18 protein-coding genes are annotated in these 19,644 nt (G+C 45.1%); 13 read left to right on the forward strand and 5 right to left on the reverse strand.

The annotated features are described in order from the left end of the window. Positions 1 to 38 precede the first annotated feature (38 nt). The 7 genes from K2Q26_11755 (at position 39) to K2Q26_11785 (ending at position 8,200) form a co-directional block, all read left to right on the forward strand. On the forward strand, positions 39 to 3,167 hold the full coding sequence (locus tag K2Q26_11755) for a tetratricopeptide repeat protein (GenBank protein ID MBY0316190.1): 3,129 nt from the start codon (positions 39 to 41) through the stop codon (positions 3,165 to 3,167). Further along, positions 3,164 to 4,003 (forward strand): tetratricopeptide repeat protein, encoded by an 840-nt coding sequence (locus K2Q26_11760; protein MBY0316191.1) that lies wholly within the window; start codon positions 3,164 to 3,166, stop codon positions 4,001 to 4,003. Before K2Q26_11755 ends, K2Q26_11760 begins: the two co-directional genes overlap by 4 nt. Next, complete coding sequence (locus tag K2Q26_11765; protein MBY0316192.1) at positions 4,000 to 4,281, forward strand: hypothetical protein; 282 nt, start codon at positions 4,000 to 4,002, stop codon at positions 4,279 to 4,281. The genes K2Q26_11760 and K2Q26_11765 overlap by 4 nt, the downstream gene beginning before the upstream one ends. Beyond that, on the forward strand, positions 4,278 to 6,362 hold the full coding sequence (locus tag K2Q26_11770; GenBank protein MBY0316193.1) for an AgmX/PglI C-terminal domain-containing protein: 2,085 nt from the start codon (positions 4,278 to 4,280) through the stop codon (positions 6,360 to 6,362). The genes K2Q26_11765 and K2Q26_11770 overlap by 4 nt, the downstream gene beginning before the upstream one ends. 63 nt (positions 6,363 to 6,425) lie before the next feature. Then, the gene (locus tag K2Q26_11775) at positions 6,426 to 7,097 is read left to right on the forward strand and encodes a MotA/TolQ/ExbB proton channel family protein (protein MBY0316194.1); all 672 of its coding nucleotides are present in this window, start codon (positions 6,426 to 6,428) and stop codon (positions 7,095 to 7,097) included. Positions 7,098 to 7,112: 15 nt separating this feature from the next. After that, positions 7,113 to 7,592: a biopolymer transporter ExbD gene (locus K2Q26_11780; GenBank protein MBY0316195.1), complete on the forward strand. Its 480-nt coding sequence runs from the start codon at positions 7,113 to 7,115 to the stop codon at positions 7,590 to 7,592. Next, positions 7,592 to 8,200: a biopolymer transporter ExbD gene (locus tag K2Q26_11785; GenBank protein MBY0316196.1), complete on the forward strand. Its 609-nt coding sequence runs from the start codon at positions 7,592 to 7,594 to the stop codon at positions 8,198 to 8,200. The genes K2Q26_11780 and K2Q26_11785 overlap by 1 nt, the downstream gene beginning before the upstream one ends. 52 nt (positions 8,201 to 8,252) lie before the next feature. On the opposite strand, the gene K2Q26_11790 is transcribed toward K2Q26_11785, so the two are convergent. Continuing rightward, complete coding sequence (locus tag K2Q26_11790) at positions 8,253 to 9,896, reverse strand: response regulator (protein ID MBY0316197.1); 1,644 nt, start codon at positions 9,894 to 9,896, stop codon at positions 8,253 to 8,255. A 151-nt stretch (positions 9,897 to 10,047) separates the two neighbouring features. Further along, entirely contained in the window at positions 10,048 to 10,755 is a 708-nt protein-coding gene (locus K2Q26_11795; protein MBY0316198.1) for a GYF domain-containing protein, read from the reverse strand. Between the two features lie 186 nt (positions 10,756 to 10,941). On the opposite strand from K2Q26_11795, the gene lptC reads away from it, so the two are divergent. Genes lptC through rpoN form a run of 3 tightly spaced genes read left to right on the forward strand, consistent with a single transcriptional unit; the run spans position 10,942 to position 14,129 of the window. After that, complete coding sequence (lptC, locus tag K2Q26_11800; GenBank protein ID MBY0316199.1) at positions 10,942 to 11,961, forward strand: LPS export ABC transporter periplasmic protein LptC; 1,020 nt, start codon at positions 10,942 to 10,944, stop codon at positions 11,959 to 11,961. 20 nt (positions 11,962 to 11,981) lie between these two features. Then, the gene (gene lptB / locus K2Q26_11805) at positions 11,982 to 12,695 is read left to right on the forward strand and encodes an LPS export ABC transporter ATP-binding protein (GenBank protein ID MBY0316200.1); all 714 of its coding nucleotides are present in this window, start codon (positions 11,982 to 11,984) and stop codon (positions 12,693 to 12,695) included. 42 nt (positions 12,696 to 12,737) lie between these two features. Next, positions 12,738 to 14,129 (forward strand): RNA polymerase factor sigma-54, encoded by a 1,392-nt coding sequence (rpoN, locus tag K2Q26_11810; protein MBY0316201.1) that lies wholly within the window; start codon positions 12,738 to 12,740, stop codon positions 14,127 to 14,129. Positions 14,130 to 14,338: 209 nt separating this feature from the next. Here the strand turns inward: rpoN and K2Q26_11815 are convergent, their stop codons facing one another. Beyond that, complete coding sequence (locus tag K2Q26_11815) at positions 14,339 to 15,325, reverse strand: HNH endonuclease (GenBank protein ID MBY0316202.1); 987 nt, start codon at positions 15,323 to 15,325, stop codon at positions 14,339 to 14,341. A 429-nt stretch (positions 15,326 to 15,754) separates the two neighbouring features. Here K2Q26_11815 and K2Q26_11820 point away from each other — a divergent pair, with 429 nt between their 5' ends. Together K2Q26_11820 and K2Q26_11825 are read left to right on the forward strand one after the other, a co-directional pair. Then, the gene (locus K2Q26_11820) at positions 15,755 to 16,477 is read left to right on the forward strand and encodes a DUF2183 domain-containing protein (GenBank protein ID MBY0316203.1); all 723 of its coding nucleotides are present in this window, start codon (positions 15,755 to 15,757) and stop codon (positions 16,475 to 16,477) included. 10 nt (positions 16,478 to 16,487) lie between these two features. Further along, positions 16,488 to 17,195 (forward strand): DUF2183 domain-containing protein, encoded by a 708-nt coding sequence (locus tag K2Q26_11825; protein MBY0316204.1) that lies wholly within the window; start codon positions 16,488 to 16,490, stop codon positions 17,193 to 17,195. Between the two features lie 18 nt (positions 17,196 to 17,213). Here K2Q26_11825 and K2Q26_11830 read toward each other — a convergent pair whose 3' ends face one another. Together K2Q26_11830 and rpsT are read right to left on the reverse strand one after the other, a co-directional pair. After that, complete coding sequence (locus tag K2Q26_11830; GenBank protein MBY0316205.1) at positions 17,214 to 18,119, reverse strand: hypothetical protein; 906 nt, start codon at positions 18,117 to 18,119, stop codon at positions 17,214 to 17,216. Between the two features lie 215 nt (positions 18,120 to 18,334). After that, positions 18,335 to 18,607, reverse strand: a complete 273-nt coding sequence (gene rpsT / locus K2Q26_11835) for a 30S ribosomal protein S20 (protein ID MBY0316206.1) — start codon at positions 18,605 to 18,607, stop codon at positions 18,335 to 18,337. Between the two features lie 99 nt (positions 18,608 to 18,706). On the opposite strand from rpsT, the gene murJ reads away from it, so the two are divergent. After that, on the forward strand, positions 18,707 to 19,644 hold a 938-nt coding region (murJ, locus tag K2Q26_11840; protein ID MBY0316207.1), incomplete at its 3' end, for a murein biosynthesis integral membrane protein MurJ.

Raw genomic sequence — 19,644 nt, forward strand, 5'->3', positions numbered from 1 at the left:
GAGTCTAATAAGATAAGTCAGCGATGTTGGGTGAAACTATGATGAAAAAGTATATTTCGGGATTAGTGGTATTAGTGGTCGCATTGCAAGTGAATGCGAAAATTACTGATAAGAAAAAGATGGCCGACATGACGCTTAAGAAACTAAGCGAATCGGTGCCGACAGCACGGCCTATTCTTCAGGAGCAAACGCGACCGCGAGATATGAGCGTGGTCAAGCCGCCTCGATCCAGCCGCTTATTCCTTTATGATGATGATCCTCTTCGAGTGGAATATAACAAACTCGTTGATGAAGAAATTAAAAAACTTTACACCCTTTCATCGAAGTACAAGACCAGCCGTAACCGTGGAGAGATCTGGTTAAGGCTGGCTGAGCGGTATGTGGAAAAAGGTAATATCTTGGATATGAAGGTTCAAGATGATTACGATAAAAGAATGAAGAAATGGGAAGAGACAAAAAAAGGTGCCAAGCCTGTTCTTCCTAAAACAAATCCAGGAAAGCCTCTGTTTGCGAAAGCCATTCAGCTTTATGAATATTTTATTCGCGACTTCCCAAAAGATCCGAAAGTGGCTCAGGCTCTTTATTTCTTAGGGTATAGCAATTTCGAGATAGGAAATGAAAAAAAAGGGGAAGCTTATTATAAAGAGCTGACTCAACGTTTTCCTAGCAGTGCCTATGTGGATGAGTCTCACTTTGCTCTCGGGGAGTATTACTTCGAAAAGGAAAATTGGAACGAAGCTTTAGAGAACTACGGACGTTTGGTGCAAAAGAAAACGGCACGCCTCCATTTATTCTCTCTCTACAAGACAGCTTGGTGTTTCTACAGAATGGGCAGATATCCTGCGGCGGTGGACACTCTTGAGCGGGTCATTCGATCTGACGGTGGTGGTGGAGAGGCCGCCGAAGGAACTCGTGAGGTGAATAAACTTCGTCTTCGTGAAGAGGCCATCAAAGACTACGTTGCCTTTTACTCGCAAACTGGAAAGTTTAAAGAGGCCGAGGATGACTTTAATAAGGCCACTCGTAGCGAAAAGAAAACGGTGGAATTGTTAGATGCTCTTGCTTATCGCTATAGCTACTCGGGGAATATTCCAGCGTCGACCTATTTGTTTAAAAAGTTAATCACGATGGCGCCGGAAGCGGAAAAAGCGGCTAAGTATCAATATCAGATCGTTCAAGACAACCTAAACGTGAACAATCTTAAAGCCTTCAAGATTGAATTGGCTGAGTGGATTCAAAATTATGGGCCGGCAAGCTCCTGGGCTTCGGCAAATTCCGACAAGAAAGAGATGCTCAAGGAAACGTTTGCCCTTCAAGAAACGACTTTGAGAAACCATACTTTAAGATTGCACGCCACAGCGGTGAGCGTGAAGTCTGAGTTCTCTCAGCAGACGGCGTCTGATTCTTATAAGATGTATTTGCACTTCTTTAAAGATTCTCCAAAGCATTCGGAAATGCGATTCTTTTATGGGGAACTTTTATTTGATATGCGTGCTTACGAAAAAGCAGCTCAGCAATACCAGTGGCTGGCAGAAAATGATAAAAAGAGCCCTTACTACGAAAAGTCTGTAATCAACAACGTCCTTTCTCTTGAGAAACTTCTTCCTAAAGATGCAGAGATGGAAAATCGTCGAAATAAGGCCAAGGATAAGTTGACGAAAATTCCATATGCTCCGGAGGTGAAGAAGTTCGAGCAGGCTTCGTTACTCTATCTTCAAGCTTTTCCTAAGGGCGACAAAGCCGACGAGATTAAAAAACGTTTAGGCGCACTTTATTATGTTCATAATGATTTTGAGCCAGCCTTGGGCGTTTTCCGTGGAATTATTAAGGAGAACCCGAATTCGAAAGATGTTCCGGTGGCCGCCGAGTATATCTTGGATATACATAATATTCGTAACGATATCGACACCTTCCAAAAAGAAGGTAATGAGTTACTTAAGAATCCTACGATTGCAAAATCTCCCGTTGGGAAAGAGATTCGCGACAATTTAAATAAAGCCAAATTCCTAGTTGCCGACAGTCTTTCAAAGAACGGTAAAAATTACGAGGCGGCGAAAGCTTTCGAAAGTTTTGCCAAGACTCAACCGAACTCACCTCAAGTCGTTTCGGCGATGTTCAATGCAGCCGTGAATTACGAAAAGGCGGGAAGCGGAGCTGAATCTGTTCGCATGTACGAAAACGTTTTGGCGGTGCCAGGAAAAGAAAACGAAGGACTCCGTCAGGATGTTAAGAATAGCTTAGCCGAAATTTATAAGAAAACCGGTCAGCTTGAAAAAGCGGCGTTGATGTATGAACAGTTCGGTCGTGGCATTACGGGAACTAAAGCTAAGAATGCTCTGAATAATGCTTCGATCCTGTGGGTGGCTCTCGGTCGCACCGAAAAGGCGATGTCTACCTTTTCCGCGCTCGATAAGATGTCTACGGATAAAGAAAAGAACGAGTACATCTACGAAAGAGCGGAGATGTTCCATCGCCAAAAGGATTACGGCAAGGCAATGACCTATTATGATCAATTCTTGCGCCTAGGTTGGAGAGATACCCTAAGAAGTCTTAAGGCGACTCACACCATCGCTGAGACCTATGCGAAACGCGGGCAAACTGCCCTCGCCAAACAGTGGTATGAAAAAACTGTGGGCTTATTTAAAGAGCGTGGCAGTAAAACTGGTGCCAAATTTGCGGGTCAAGCGAAGTTCTGGCTCGCTCGTCGCTCGTTGGATGAGATGAGAGCGATTCGCCTTGGAACTGCGGAAAAAACAATTGTGAATGCTTTTGCCAACATGAAGGCATTGCAAAAAACTTTGATCAAGGACCTCGCCGAAGTGATCAAAATTGATTATGGTCCTTCCATCGTTGCAGCTCTTGCTGCGGAGGCGGAATCCTACGAGGTTATTGCAAACGCGTTTAAAAATAGCCCGGTCCCCAGAGAGTACAGTAATGCCGAGCAAGCGAAGCAGTTTAAGCAATTGGCTCAGCAAGAGGGTGATGGATTTTTACAAAAAGCAAAAGGGGCCTACAAGGCGGCTTTTGAAAAAGGATTGGCCATCGAAGCGTTTGGCGATCCACTTTTAAGTTCTGCACGAAATTATCACAGATTGGCTCCTGGTGAGTCGAAGATGGCGGGCGAGATGGCCAGTATTGGTTCGCTCGTGGATAAGGCTGGATTATGAAAAAACTAATTTTATTGGCACCTCTACTGTTAATGTTTCCCGCACTCCTCACGGGTTGCGCTTCCGATGACTCTGGGTCCACCGATTCATCCATCGAGGCTCCATCGGCCGAGAAGAAAGCGGCGGCCGCTCCGGCGACGCCGACGGGGTCTTTGGATGGACCCAAGCGTGCCCCATCGGAGCTGAGTAAAGCCCTCAGTGATAAAAACTATAATGAGATGTTTAAAATCGCGAGCGACATGCTTTTGGTAAACCCTAATGATCCGCAAGCATTGAATGCGCTAGCGATTTACCATATTCAAAAAAGTGAATGGGGAGCTGCCCGTTTGCTATTAGAGCGTGCCATTGAGAAAAATAAAGACATGGCTGGGTTACATAATAATTTAGGTGTGATCGCACTTAAAGAAGACAATTTGGAAAGTGCCCTTGCTCATTTTAAAACGGCTTACGAAAAAGATTCTCGCAACGGAAACGTAAATAATAATCTGGGTAGTATTTACGTAAAATACCTAGACTATGGTAAGGCTCAAGGAATGATTGAGAGTGCTTACAGCTCATCCCCAGAGAGTGTGAGTGTAACAAATAATTACGCCATCATTCAGCGCTACACAGGAAACTACGAAAAGGCGGCGGAGCTCTACAAAAAGAATCTTGCTAAAGAATCCAGAAACGTCTCGACCATGATAAATTATGCTATTCTCCTTATCGATTATATGAAAAAATATGACGAAGGTGAGAGAATACTCAATAAATTAGAGTTTTTAGAAAGTAATGATCCGGCCGTTAAAAATAAAATGGCGGAACTTAACGAAAAGTTACGGGCAGCAAGAAAATGACGACAGCACAGCATATATTCACAATCTTAGGCTTATTGCTCTTCACCTTCGTCGCTAGCGCGCAGAACGCACCGGCCAAAGAAAAGAGAACGACAATTAACTTCGAAGATCAGTTGGTTGAAGGGCAGGCGCAAAAGCCCGATCTTCTTTATCTTTTGCAGAAGAAGAAATTCAATTATAAAAAATTGATTCGTTTAAGAGAGAATTTTCTTCCTGAACTTCGTCAGACAGCCAATGAAATTGCGCCCGCAAAAAGAGCCAAGGAGAAGAATCCGTGAGTAAACCAGTCGTCCTCAAAGTTTTTAGAAATGGTGGCGTGGTTGATGTTAAGCAATTTACGCAAGAACACCAGATTATTTTAGGATCTGCCGACGCGGACACGCACGTTAAACTTCCGGGTGCAGTTTCTCCTTTTCACGCTTCGATCGAAAAGCGCGGAGATAAATATTATTTAAGCGACTTGGGTTCATCTCAGGGAACGTATCTTAAAGGGAGCAAGATTTTAGAGGCGGCTCTTGAACATGGTGATAAGATTGCCATCGGTGAATATATTATCGAGTTCTATGTTGGAGCGCCTACGGTTTCGGCTTCGACAACGGCGGCGCCACCAGCTGCGGCACCGACTCCTGTGAACAAACCCATCGAGATGAAGCCGGTTCAAGCGGCACCGACGATCAGTACGTCAGTGGCTCAAGCTCCTGTGCACATGGGAACACAAGCTCTGCCAGATATGGGTGTTCAGGCTTCTCCTACTGGGGATATCCATGTTTTCAAAAAGAAAAAGAAAAAAGGCGAAAAAACCTTTGCTCCACCGAGTGTTCATAAAAATCTTTCGGAATTTATTAAGCCCACCAAAGGTGGAACTATTGAAATTCTGGTCGCGTGGAAAGAAAGAATTATCAATTCTTACCACTTCAATAAAAAGGGAACTGTTCATTTCGGTACGCATCCGTCTTGTGAAGTATTACTTCCGTCATTAAACAGTAAAGTCAGTAAAGCACCGTTGGTTCAGATCGACGGGCAAGCGACGGTTTTTGTTCCTCCGGGAATGATGGGTTCTCTCGTTGCAGATAATACGACAACACCATTATCACAGTTATTCAATACAGGTCGTTTGCAGTCCTCAGGTAGTGGTTCCCGCTTGAACTTAATGCAAGGGGAAATGCTCCGCATGCAAATGGGCGGCGATCTTGAAGTGGTTGTTCGCTACGCCTCGGATGCACCAAAGCCTTTATTTATTCCGATGATCGATTTTACAAGTAATGGCTTCTTAGCGGTGTTGCTTGCAGCGATCTTGGCGATCGTGACATCTCTCTATGTATCTTTAAATCACGTTGAAAATAAAGAAGTGGACGAAGAAGAATTTAGAACGGCGCTGATCATCGACAATCCTCCAAAACCACCGCCAGTCGTGCCTCAACCTAAAGAAGAGCCACCGAAAGTGGAAGAGAAAAAGATCGAACCACCTCCTAAAAAAGAAGTGGTCAAGATCGAGCCTAAAAAAGAACCGGCTAAAGTTGTCGAGATTAAAAAGCAGGAGCCTAAACGCGAAGCTGTGAAGCAAGCTCCTCCACGAGTGGCACAAAAAGCGGGTGGCGGAGATCAGTCCGCAGCAAAATCCATGAGAGCGAATCCGAATAAACCCAAGAGCAATCAAATGGGTTCAGTGAAGCAGGGTGGAGCCGTTAAGGTCTCTAACAAAGAGGGCGCTCAGGCCGAAAGTATCACTAAAGATCCTAAGAAGTCAGGAATCTTTGGAGTCTTCGGTTCGGGTGGGGCGAACAACCGACTCGACAATACTTACTCGGGTGGAGGGGAGCTCTCCGGTCTTGCTGATAAAGCCTCGGGTAGCGCCGGTAGCGCGGAAGATCGCGCCGGAGAAGGTCTTGGTTCGAAATTCAAAGAAACTGGCGGCGGTCAGGGTAAATCGAACGTGGGTGTCGGCGGAATTTCCACTGGAAAAGGTCTCGGACCTGGAACCGGCGGATTCGGTGGAGTGGGTCTCGGCGGTAAAGGTACCGTGACGATTCTTCCGGGCGGCGATGCTGAAACCAGTGGTGGGGATATCGATAGAAACGGTATTCGCCAAGTCTTTATCCAAAACCAACGCGCACTTCAAGCTTGTTACGAAAGAGCTTTAAGTACGGACAAAGGCCTGGGCGGAAAACTAGTTCTCGATTTCGATATCGGTGAACAAGGGCGAGTTCTCCGAGCCGAAATGAGCCGAGGGAAGTCGACTTTAGTGAACGACGAACTCGCTGGATGTGTGATTAGCAGAATGAAGAACTGGAGATTTCCAGAACCACCAAAGAATCAAACGGTTCAGGTTTTCTACCCGCTCGCATTCTCGAATAACTAGGAATTGAACTTTAAATAAAAGAATTAATAAACACCTTGGAGGGGTAAAGTGGAAGAGAATATGATGGCAGCGGCAGGAGCTGCACAACAAGAAGTACCGCAGAATTTCATACTGCATGCATTTGAAGCCGGTGGCCCGATGATGTATGTGATCTTAGCATTTTTGATTATGACGTTGATCGTTGTTTTCAAACAGATGATGATCCTTAAAGATTCTGGGATTGATAAAGAAGATTTCAACGAGCATTTGTTCGGTGTTGTTTTACGTGGAGATGTTCAACAGGCAATCTCTTACTGCGACAGCCGCCAAGCTCCTTTAACAAACACATTAAAAGCAGGATTAGTTCAGGTCTTGAACAAGCGTCCTGATGAAGAAGTTCAAGTGGCGATGGATGCATCGGTGCTTCGTGAAACTCCAAAAGTCGAAGGCTGGGTCAGCTTCCTTGCGGTTTTCGGTAACCTTGCAACTCTTCTAGGATTAGCGGGTACGATCGTAGGTATGATCACGTCATTCCAAGGGGTGACAAAAGCCGATGACTCTAAAAAAGCAGAAATGCTCTCGAAGGGTATTGCGGAAGCACTTAACTGTACAGCATTTGGGCTGATCGTAGCGATCATTGCGATTTTAGCTTACGGTTTCTTCCAGTTCCGCATCGGTCATATTCTTAACGAAATGACTGAAAGTAGCATGAGCTTGATGAATTTAGTGTCTTCTAATCGCGATAAAATGAAGTAATAAGAGGAAGTTTTTATGGCTGGTGTTGATCTAGGCGGCTCAGGCGGCAAAAGAGATTCGAATTTTGAGGTCAATCTCGTTCCGTTCATCGATTTGATGAGCGTGTTGATTACCTTTCTTTTGATTACTGCCGTCTGGACACAAGTTTCGATGATTAAACTGGGCAGCTCTTTGAACGCCAAAAAGAATACGGATGACGTCGATAAGCCTCCTCCAAAGGCCGACGTTCCATTGCGTATAGATATCAAAGATGGTGGCCATCATGTGGTTATCGGACCCAAACAGTTTGATGTTCCAAAAAAGACAGATGGGGCGTACGACGTGGTAACACTACTTGCGCGTCTCATGGAAATCAAACAGGTTTATCCTGATAAGATGGATGCAGTTGTGACCATGGATGAGCATTTAAAATATGATTTCCTCATTCAAGGTATGGATGCTGTTCTCCAAGCAGGATTCCCAGCGATCTCTGTCGCAACAGGGGGAGCTAAGTAATGGCGATTTACGTACCAGGTAAAAGAGGCAGAGGAAACCGTCGTAAAGCGGCAGGGAAGAGAAACACGGTCGTGGCTCTCTCGTTAACGGCGATGGTAGATATGTTCACCGTGTTGACGATTTTCCTTCTGCAAAACTTTAAAGTTGATGCAATTAAGTTAAAACAAAACGTACCACTTCCCGAGGCGACGGCGATTAAGAAGCTTCGTCCCGCTCACGTTGTGGTTGTCACTCAGGATAAAATCTTTTTAGATGAAACTCCTGTGGCTAACTTTATTTCTGTCAAAGAACAACAAGAGTGGGTGATTGAAGCTCTTCGAGTGGGTCTTGCAGAAAAAATTAAAGAGCGCAAAGTGGCCTTCGATTCCACCCTCAAAGAGAAACTGAAAACCGCTCTGGCCAATGCTCAGACCAAAAAGATGAGTGAGGCCGAAATTGAAGAAGAACGAAAAGAGCTTGAAAGAGATTGGGGTCGCGTTACGGTGCAAGCCGATAAAGAGATCGACTTCCTGACCATCAAAAAAGTTCTCTATACGGCGACCGAGGCCGGTGCAACTATGATCAACTTTGCGGTTTCGCAAAAATCTAAAGAAGATCTGGTTCGTTAATCTGACTTCGAGACATTGTCATTCTCAAGAAGCCTGTGGAAACAGGCTTTTTTTATTCTGTGAGAGAACGCAGGAGATCGTTTCGGGAGAAGGGTTTTGGCAGAAAGTGGGTAAACCCGGCCTTCATGCATCGGGCTTTCTCCTCGGCGGTGGAGGAGGCTGTAAAAGCGACAAGACGGGCGCCCTGGACGGACTCTAACTCTTTGAGCTGAGCGAAAAGTTCCATTCCGTGAATGTCGGGGAGTCGCATATCTACAAAAACTGCATCATACTGGTTTTTAGCAGCCTTTTCGAGACCTTGAGCGCCGGTCTCAGCCTCATCGATATCTAGCTCGAAAGCCTTAAGGAAGTAGGTAAATATAAAACGATTGTCCTCACTGTCCTCAATTAACAATATATTTTTAATATTGGAGAGATTTGTGAAGAACTCGCTATCGAGCTGAACTTTTAATGAGGCCTTGTCCACTTCATGAGATTCGGCTCGGGGAGCGGGGATTTGTAGTCGAAACAAAGTGCCCTCGCCCACTACGCTAGAAACTAATTTCACCTCGCCTTCGAGCAAATCAGCGAGACCTTTACAAATGGATAAACCTAAACCGGTGCCTTCGATTTTTTTGGACTGGCTTAACGCGGTTCTCTGGAAAGGCTTAAAGGCATTTTCAATATCACTGGCCGTCATTCCCATGCCGGTATCTTTTATTGAAAATTGGAGTTGAGAGCTGAGTAAAAGATAATCTGTGGTGACGGTGACCGAACCGCGCTCGGTGAATTTAATCGCATTAGAGATCAAATTGACCAAAATTTGTTTGAGCAACGTCTCGTCCGTTTTAACGTGAGAGGGGACTTTGTCGTTAATTTCAATATCAAATTGAATATTTTTTTGTGCAGCCTTAAGGCGAAAGACGGAGGTGATTTGTCGAAGAAGATCTCTGATGGAGACGATGCTATCGGTTTTCTGAAACGACTTTGATTTAATTTTGGTGAGATCTAATATGTCTCCCACAAGATTGAGCAAGTGGTGACTGGAATTCTCTAAGGAAGCAAAATAGTCTTTGGCTTTGGTTGTATTGAGAAGTTCTCCAAACTCTTTTTTGATCACTTCTGTGTATCCCGTAATACTGGTGAGCGGTGTGCGAATTTCATGAGCCATTGCTGCTAGAAATTGAGTTTGGGAGATTTTTTCGTTTTCCTCGTGCTTCGCTTTATGACGGGCTTCGATCAATCGAATGGCTTGCTTGGAGAGAATCTCCATCTGCTTTTTTTGACTCATCGTTAAAGTGCGAGATTGACGGTCAATGACACATAAAGTTCCTAGTTTATAACCATTTGAAGTCACTAGAGGCTGACCGGCGTAGAATCGTATATTGGGATTTCCCGTGACCAGTGGATTGTCGGCAAAGCGCTCATCTGCTGTGGTGTCCTGCACTTCGAAGAGGCCGTCTCCTGGAGCTGTAATCGCATGCCCGCAGAAGGAGATGTCGCGATCAGTTTCTGCGGCATTGAGGCCGATGCGAGCTTTAAACCACTGCCTCTTGTGATCAACCAAGCTGATCAGAGAGATTGGACAGCCGGTCACCGATGAGGCCATAAAAACGATATCTTCGAACTCTTCCTCGGAAGGTGTGTCGAGAATGTCGAGTTGCAAAAGCTCATTGACGCGCTCGTGATCATTGTTGGGAAAGACAGGTAGTTTCATGCGTCCCGAATGCAAAAGTTTGCACCAAGATATAGAGCTTCGAGGCATTAAGCAAGGAAATGGAAGTAATTACAGAGGGGATATCCACGAAAAAAGTTTAGTGGTTGTTCCAGTAATAACTGGAACTCCAGGGACGCAGATTGTCCCTGAATTACGCAGCTTTGTATCGTGTATTTTGGAATTGATTCACGTATTCAATAATAGCGGACATAGGCTCGGCCGCAATTTTCTCGAATTCGATTCCAGAGGAGCCGTCTTTCGTGTGGTAAAGGATACGTCCTTCAACATGAATCGGGATCGCCAAGCTCGGACTTTCGAGCTTGATGTCGACATTTGTGCCTGTCGGGAAGTTCTTACCCAGTCCCGATACACCGATGCCACCTTGACCGATAATATTCACTTTCACTAAGTAGCTAAATTTTGAATCGGCTTTAGAGATTTTTGCCGTCGCCACAATGGGAACTCGTGGTACTTTTCGGCGAGTCATTTCTAAAGCGTTCATAAAAATCGAGTTGTTAAAAATGCTTTCCCATACGTCTTTATTCTTTTGACAGAGGTAGATATCGTGGTTGAGCTCCACGTTTTTAAGATACTGAATGCATTCGTCAAAGGACATAAAGCGGGTCTCATTTTTAGGGTCTTTGATTTTCCACTCGACGCTAAAATGATCTTCAAGCTTTTTAATGATTGTCGGGTAGTCTTGTCTCCATTGGAGGACCGACACCCAATCTTTTTCACCCTTCCACCAAATGAAAGAGTCTTCGCTGATTTTATTGGCCGCGAGATGTGCATGCACATCATCGGTTGTAAATGGGCCCAAAACAGTGTTTTTATGATAGACAAACCATTCTATTTTCATACTTATTAAATATCGGCCGCCCCATTTGATAACTTAAAGAGAGAAACAGACATTTTGCGAGCTCAGTTCAATTCAGGTCCAAGGGCCAAGGAGCCATAAGCCGAGACTTAGTGCTTTGGTCGGTTTTTGGGTCGCTGCGTCTCCTGGGAGCGCCCGAACTATAGTAAGAATTCCATAGGACAATCCATGAGAAATACGACCTTTGTAGTGGCCATTTTAATTCTGATCGGTTTTGAAGTTTATTATTTCAGAACGGAGCGTTGGTCACCGGTGGGCGATGAGCAAACGCAAGATTCTAAAAAGCTCACTCCGGAAGAAGAAATCACCAGTAAGAACTTGCAGCAGGTGCAAGCTCAGCAGGCTGCGCCGACAAAATCAGATGTGCAAGAGCAAACTTTAACTCAACTGTACCTCGTCGAATCCAACAGTAAAAAGAAAGATTGGGAAGTTTGGGCGGACAGTGCTCATAAAGGCATGGGCTCTGCCGTATGGGAATTGGAAAAGGTCAAAGCCGAATTTTTTTCCGAAAACGTGACCTACAAAGTCAACGGCGCCAAGGGGACCGTGGATGAGGCCAAAAAAGACATGATCATCGAAGGTGACGTCAAATTAGTCTCGAGTAATGGCTACATTTTTTTTACTAATAAACTTGTGTATAACCCCACCACGAAATCCATCAACTCCAGAGACAAGGTGAGCGTGGAAGGGCCGAATGAGGGGCATGGTCGACTCTACATGGAAGGCACCGGCTTGAATGTGAGTTTGGTCAGCAACCTCATGGTCTTGGAAAAAGATGTGCTGGGGCACAAGCCCATGAGTCAACAGAGGGCGATGAGTATTCGTTCCCAGAGAGCCGAATTTAGTGGCACGGAGCAGACCGCTATTTTTAAAAATAACGTCGTGATTAAAGTGGACAAAATGGTGGTCAAAGGAAATTTCGCCAATTTTCAGTACAAAAATGGGAAATTGGACACTTTGACTATGGATGGCGGAATTCATATGCAGGATCAAAATAAAATTGGTTCCTCTGGCGAGGCGATCGTGTATTTTAATGAAGATAAGTATGTATTCCGCAAGAAACCGTTTGTGACCCAAGGGGAAAACGAGTTGATTGGCGACGAAATTGTGATTTTTAATGGGGGGCAACGAGTTCAGGTGCGAAACGCCAAAGCTCAGTACCAACAGCAATCGGAGAAGGCTCAGTGAGTGAATTGAAATACAGCGAATTGATCGCGACCAAGATTTCTAAAGCCTATAAGAAACGCGTCGTTGTGAAAGACGTTTCTCTCAAAGTCCAATCGGGGCAAATCGTGGGGCTCCTCGGTCCCAATGGTGCAGGAAAAACCACAAGCTTTTACATGGTCGTTGGAATTATCACTCCGGATTCAGGTGAAATCACTGTCGATGGGGCCTCGATCAGTAAGCTCCCGATGCATGAACGCGCCACGTTCGGTATTAGTTATCTCCCCCAAGAGCCGAGCATTTTTAGAAAGCTCACCGTCAAAGAAAATTTGTATGCCGCCATCGAGGCCTCCACTCATGCACGCGGTCGTCGGAATGAACGCTACGAGCAATTGATTTCGGATTTCAGCATTGAGCATATCGTCAATAATTATGGCTATTCGCTTTCGGGCGGTGAACGCCGCCGAGTGGAGATTGCTCGATCTTTGGCGGGCTTTCCAAAGTTTATATTACTGGACGAGCCTTTCGCCGGGATCGATCCCATTGCGGTGGCTGAGATTCAAAAAATTATTCGCAAATTGAAAGAGAAAAATATCGGGGTCCTAATTACAGACCATAACGTGAGAGAGACCTTAGAAATTTGCGATCATGCCTATATAATGAAGGAAGGAAGTGTTCAAGTTCAGGGCACCTCCAAGGAGATCACAGAATCTCCAATAGCTCGTAAATTTTATTTGGGTGAAAACTTTAAGTATTAAACAACAAGAGAAGGTTCCATGTCGATTTCGATGAAGCAAAGTATGGCCTTGCGCCAAACACTCAAGATGACGCCACAGCTTCAGCAGGCGATTAAACTTTTACAGCTTTCCCGTTTAGAATTAGAGACCGCAGTCCGCAAGGAAATGATGGAGAACCCCGTGCTCGAAGAGGGCGCGGATGAAAAAGAAACTCCGGCCGAAGCGGCCAACGCCGAGAGCGGAACGACCGCTAACGAACAAGATCCCCGCAAGCAAGATGAGTTCGAGTGGGATTCCTACTTTGAAAATCAAAATAAATCCCGCGAGCGATCCGCCGGCGGCAATGAAGAGATCATGAACTATGAGAACATCATTGCGACCAAAGAATCCTTGCATGATCACTTGCACTGGCAGGCCAGCATGTATGGCTTTAACGAGGAAGAATTGCATTTAGCGACGATCTTGATCGACTCGATCAATGATGACGGCTACATTTCCGCACCGTTGGCTGAGATTGCCCAGGAAGAAAAAGTTTCGGAAAAAGATCTTGAAGAGACATTGCCGTTCATCCAAGAGTTTGATCCTCCGGGTGTCGGTGCGAGAGATCTTCAAGAGTGCTTATTGGTGCAAGCAAAACATCTCCAGGAAGATACCAAAGATTTCGTCAAGCTCATCACCAATCACATGAAAGATCTTGAGCGTAAAAACTATCAAAACATCGCGAAGGAAATGGGACTTCAGCTCGAAGAAGTGATCGACATGTGTAAGATCATTAACACCATGGATCCCAAGCCCGGTCGGCAGTTTTCCACCAACGACACTCACTACGTGACTCCCGATGTGTATGTTTACAAAGTGGGAGATGAGTACGTTGTTTCTTTGAACGAAGATGGGCTTCCTAAGTTAAGAATTTCGAATTTTTATAAAAACATGGCGCAGAAAAAGGGCGGACCTAAAAACGAAGCTCAAGATTATGTGCAGGATAAATTACGTTCAGCGCTTTGGCTCATTCGTTCGATTCATCAGCGCCAACGCACGATCTACAAAGTGACCGAGAGTATTGTAAAACATCAGGGTGAGTTTTTCGAAAAGGGCACCTCGTTTATTAAGCCCATGATCCTTCGTGATATTGCCAACGACATCGGTATGCACGAGTCCACGGTGAGTCGGGTGACGACAAACAAGTACGTTCACACTCCCCAGGGAATCTACGAACTTAAATATTTCTTTAACTCGGGAATCTCTACAGATGATGGAGATTCATTAGCGAGCGAATCGGTCAAAATGAAGATCAAAGATTTGGTTTCTGACGAGGATAATAAAAAACCATTGTCGGATCAAAAGCTGGTCGATCTTCTTAAAAAAGACGGGATCATTATTGCTCGTCGAACCGTGGCGAAGTATCGCGACATGTTGAAAATCTTGCCTTCCAGCAAACGCAAAAAAGGGTTCTAGGTTTTCTACCGAAAAGCAAAACATCGGTCTTGGGTTTGCTTGGGGTTGACGGTATTTGAACGCCACTAGGTTCTGAGTTTAGATAAGAGATAAGATGCGCAGTCATACTGCGCTTTTGTAGATGCCCCGTTTTATTTTAATTAGTATTATAATTCAGTTAATCTTTTCGATACAGCGAGTGGAAGCAAACGCTCCGAACTTGTAGGCGGCTAAGTTTTTAGGCCTTTTAGATTTATGGCCATCTCTGATCTGTATTTAAGACGATTGTGAACGCCACATAGGACTTGCAGGTTATCTACCGTATTGTTTCCGCCGCGGCTCCAGCTTTGTATGTGATCCAACTGTAAAAATCTGCGGTTGTCGCAGGATTTGCCGTTTTGGTCTTTGTAAGCACATACGGCATTGGGATGAAGTAATTTTTTACGAATGGTTTGAGAAATATATCGTCTTCGAAGGGCCTGAGGAGTGGGGTCGCGCTTGGAGCGAATTGTTTCAGAAGTTTCAGAGGCTATGCCGTCATTCACTTCCGCTACGGCAGTGGATTTCGGAGCTCTCTTTGGATTTTTTGGTGATCGAATGTGGGTACGACGAGCTAATTCCTTCTTCGCTAGATAAGTGAGCGTATCGGCCCAGTTGGCGTTGGCTCCGGTATGAGCGATCATATCTTGAGCTTTCTCCAGAATCACCATTTGTTCTTGAGTTAAAGTCAGCGTGAGGGTCACGGAATTATCTTTGTGCAGAAGTTCTTTTTCATATTTTGGAACGGGAATATTTAATCTATGAGCGATAATTTGTTCGGTTTCTTTTTGGCTCAACTTTTCGATTTGAGTGAAAAGTTCCCGATTATCGTGCGGGGTTAAATGAGTGTTTTTAATTCTTTTTTGATCACGCGAGGCCTTTTGAACCTGTGTCGCCTGCGATAAGGTGATGTCGCCATTTTCAAATTTAACAATCACTTCTGGCATTTCTTGTAAAAGACGTGCGGCATCGATTCTTCGCATGGCCGAACCTGGACTGTAGCCAATTTCGCGGGTGAGATAATCAAATAAACTCGTGAAGCCTTTTTCTATAAAAAGTCTGCGCCGATCAATCTCGGCAATATAGCGAATTATTTCTGCCGTCATTTTTCGTTCGCTCGCCACCGACTTTTCGAAACTTAAAACGAGCTCTTTGTTGTTCATGTTTTTGAAATCCATTTTTTTCCTCCATCAGAAGGGAATATAACACTTGTTTTTAAAATTGATGGTTTGCAGTTTTTGATGACCGGACAAATTTAAAAAGACATTTATAAGATCACTTTAACTTTCTCTTAACCTCCTGTGGAGGGAGATTTAAAGTCACGCGTGATGCTCTACGCACAACTTTAAAACCTTTCTATAAACGCGAATAAAACAGCAAGAAATCCTGTCAAATTTATTCCAAAAAAATCCACCGGATTGACGCTCTGCTGGTATCGCTGCGGCAGTTGGTTTCGACCTTTACTCCGTTTTTAGTACCGGTAAATTATTTTTCTTCTCTAGCATAGACTTTTCACCGAACCGAAACTTTCCTCAATCGTAGGTTCAACTCGATCGCGCTCACCCGGCCTTGATTTTTGCAGAAACAGATTCTACAACTTTAGAGCTATGGTTCGCCTTTTTGTATTCCTCTCTTTATTTTACGTTCACTCTTCGCACGGAAAAGTCCTCCTCGTTTCGGATATTGATGATACTTTGAAGGTGTCTCGCGCTCAGAATTTATTTTGGAATGTGATCAATGCCTATCGGTCGGGGCCCTCGTTTCGGGGGATGGCCGAGCTTTACGGGATGTTGGCTCAGCATAAGGACGTTAAAATTGTCTATGTGACGAATGCCCATGATTTTTTTATGCGCCAAAGCCATAGTGCTTTCCTCAAGAAGCATAAGTTTCCCGAAGGGGATATTTTCTTTTGGTCCCAGGGTTATAAATCCGAACACAAATTCGCCACTTTGTCTGAGCTGCTTAAAGATAAAAACTACGAGCTTGTGATTTTAGTGGGCGACAACGGAAAGGCAGATCCTATGGTCTATAAAAAGATTGAGACCGCTTTTCCAGAGACGCGCTTTGTGACCTTTATTCGAGATCTTTATGCGAACGGTGGAACTCCTCTCGAGGACGGGGCGAAAGCTTTTATGAGCTCGGCAGAGGTTTCGCGAGAGCTTTGCAAGATGGGCTTAATCCCGCCAGCCTCGGAGCTCCAGTTCCGAGCCACGATCAATCAAGAGCTACGTCACAAAGTTATCGTAGAAAATCAGGTTTATGATGCCGCATGGACACGAAAAGCTCCCATGCTCGACGAAAAACCTTGTCTAAAATCCTCGCATCCTTAAAAATAAGTCCATGAAATTCATTCTTATTTTGATTTTAAGTATTACTTTTGCCGGCCCAGTGTGGGGTCGAATGCTTGTCGTGTCGGATATTGATGACACTCTCAAGGTGTCTCATGTGAAAAGTTTTTTTGATAGCTTAGCCAATGCCAATAAGGCCGGGCCTGTGTTTAGAGGAATGGTAGACATTTATAACGAGCTCGTTACGCAGAATGATCTCGATTTGATTTATGTCACCAACGCTCCCGAGTCCCTTATGTATTCAAGTCATACCTATTTTATTCAGTACAATGGATTTCCTCAGAGTCCCATTTATTTTTGGACACAGGGGGAGCAGTCTCTGCATAAATTAAATGTCATCAGTCAGTTGCTCGACACGCAAAAGTACGATGCGGCTATTCTTATTGGGGATAATGGCGAAAAGGATACAAAGATTTACGCGGAGATTCGGCAACGTTATCCTCAAATTAAAATAAAGATTCTTATTCGAACGCTGTATGCGGACGGAACCCCGTTAGTCGCACCAGCAAAAGCGTTTATGCACCCGGGAGAGCTATCCCTGCCCCTGTGTCGTGCTGGTTTACTCGATATTCAAAAAGAACAGAGTTTTCGTCGGCGAATGAATAGCGAAATTAAAAATAAAATAGAAACAGAAAATCAGGTCTTCGAACAAGAGTGGACCGTCAAAGTCCCACTAATCAAAGAGAGTCCTTGTAAATAGGACTCCCTCTCAAAAAAATTAATTCGAGCAGCGATCGAAGGAAATACTTTCAGATTCATCGCCTATAGTGAGGTCGGCCGTTCCGCAACCTGTGATGGTCACTGAGGCCGTTCCACCGCTGGAGCAAGAGCCCGCCCACGTGCCCGACGTGGGGCAATTGCAGGATGAGTTATTCCACGTTACGTTCGTCGGCACAAAGTTACAAACATTGCCACTATTATTGTTTGTCACTCTGAGATTACCGCCGGTCATCACACGAGAAGCGCGAGTGGTTCCGACCACGCTGATCGGTGATGTGATCGTGGTTGTGTAATCGAAGAGCGTCGAGCCGGCGATCGAAAAGGTACGACGAACTCCGTCGTTGGTGACCGAGAACGTTTTGTTGCTGCCAGAGCCCGAATCCCAAGTGATTCGTTGTCCGATGCTCCCGGTCTTTTCAACATCCAGAGTGGCGTTACGTAAACCGCTCACCGAAAAGTCGGGAACTCGAGTGATGTGACTTCCCGCAGTTCCCAAAGAGCAGTTGGTGACGCCAGCGCCACCCCACGTGAGAATAACTGTTCCGTTGAAGGTGGCTTGGCCCACGGTGCATCCCGCGAAATCACGAGTGATTAAGGTTCCGGAGCACGAACCGAACCCCGGCGCCGAACTGCACGAGGCCGCAAAGGCTTGTGGGAAAAGACTACTAAAAATAGGAGTGTCCTGAGGAGCTAAACGCTTAAAGGTTTTCCTCACACCCTCTTTAAATTGAAGTTCGTTGGTAGCGAGAGTTCCTGAGGACTGACCGGCCTCGTCCACAGACGCCATAACGTCGCCGATTTGTTGTCCCACTTCCTGATTATCAACGGCATCTTCGTCTTTGCTACATGCGAGCAGAAGGCCGCTCGAGATCAATGCGATAGAGATTAATTTGAGTAAATTCATGGCTCCTCCTGAGTCGTTCAATTCCGAAAAACATTTCGGCACCCCATATTTTCTCAAAAGGGAGGAGGATCGGCAACGGAAGTGCCATAAAAATTATTAGCTCAAACTTAAGCGACAAGGGCTATGACCTAGGTCTTATTTTTGGACGTCTAAAAAAGAGAAGGATCCATCACGAGTGTTTGGATCCTTTATTCATAATTACAAGAGGAGTGGAATTACTTTTTAGCTGCAGCTGAAGAGATGGCAGTGGCGATGCGGCCCACTTTGCGAGAGGCTGTGCTCGCGTGAATGATTCCTTTTTGTGCTGCTTTTGCGATCTTAGAAGAAAAATCTCTGTAGAGTTCTTCGATTTTATCTGCAGCTCCAGAGGACATTGCTTCTCTGAGTTTTCTTTCGCTCGTGCGAACAGCTTTTTTAGTTTGTTGATTGCGATCACGTCTTACGATTGCTTGACGAGCTTGTTTTTCTGCTGACTTAATATTTGCCAAGGTAATTCCTCCACAGTACTCTTTAATCCGAGGCACAGATCTATAATAAAAACAGGCATTTAACAAGCCTTTTTCGGACTAAAATGAGGCCACTCCCCGATGTCTAAAAAGCAAGATTCCGTAGTAAAATCAGCCATTTATTTTGCAACTGGGACATTTGCCAGTCGAGTGTTGGGGCTTATTCGAGATGCTTTATTTGTCGCGGTCTTTGGGAAAACGGTCTCGGATGCGTGGTTGGCGGCGTTTCGCTTTCCCAATTTATTCCGTCGCATCTTTGGAGAGGGTGCGCTGTCGGCCTGCTTTATTCCTGTTTATATCGATCACAAAGAGCAGGGGGATGATGCCAAACGCGCCCAGCTGACTGCGGGATTGTTGATGGTGCTCTCCTTAATACTCATTCCTTTTACCGTGGTGATGATTTTGGGAATGGAAACCATCATGCCTTGGATCGTCAGTGGCGACGGATTTACCGCTGTGCCCGGAAAAGTCGACATGACCATCACCATGACAAAAATCATGTTTCCGTTTTTGTACCTGATGAGTTTGTTTGCCTACTTCATGGCGATCTTGAATGCGCACAAAAAGTTCATGGCATCGGCACTGGCGCCTTGCTACTTTAACCTCGTTAACATTGCAGCCAGTTTGTACTGTTACATCACCGGGGAGATTTCGGGAACGTTGTTGTCGTGGGCGGTGATTGTCGGGGGATTTTTTCAGTTTGTGACCTTACTTCCTACATTTTTTAAATTAAATATTCCGCTCGACTGGTCGTGGAGGAATATTTATTCGCCGTCGGTCCGAAAAGTGTTGCGCGCCTTTGTGCCGAGTCTTATCGGGTTGGGTATTGTGCAATTTATGGGATTAATTAACATCTCATTTGCGTCTCACCTGCAGGAAGGATCTGTCACTTATATTTATCTCGCGGATCGACTCTTGGAGCTCCCATTATCGATGGTGGCAGTCAGTTTAGGAACGGTGCTTTTGCCGACGCTGTCTGAAAGATTAAGTCGCGGGGATGTTTTGGGATTTAAGTCCGA

This window comes from Bdellovibrionales bacterium (assembly GCA_019750295.1).
GTDB lineage: Bacteria > Bdellovibrionota > Bdellovibrionia > Bdellovibrionales > JAGQZY01 > JAIEOS01.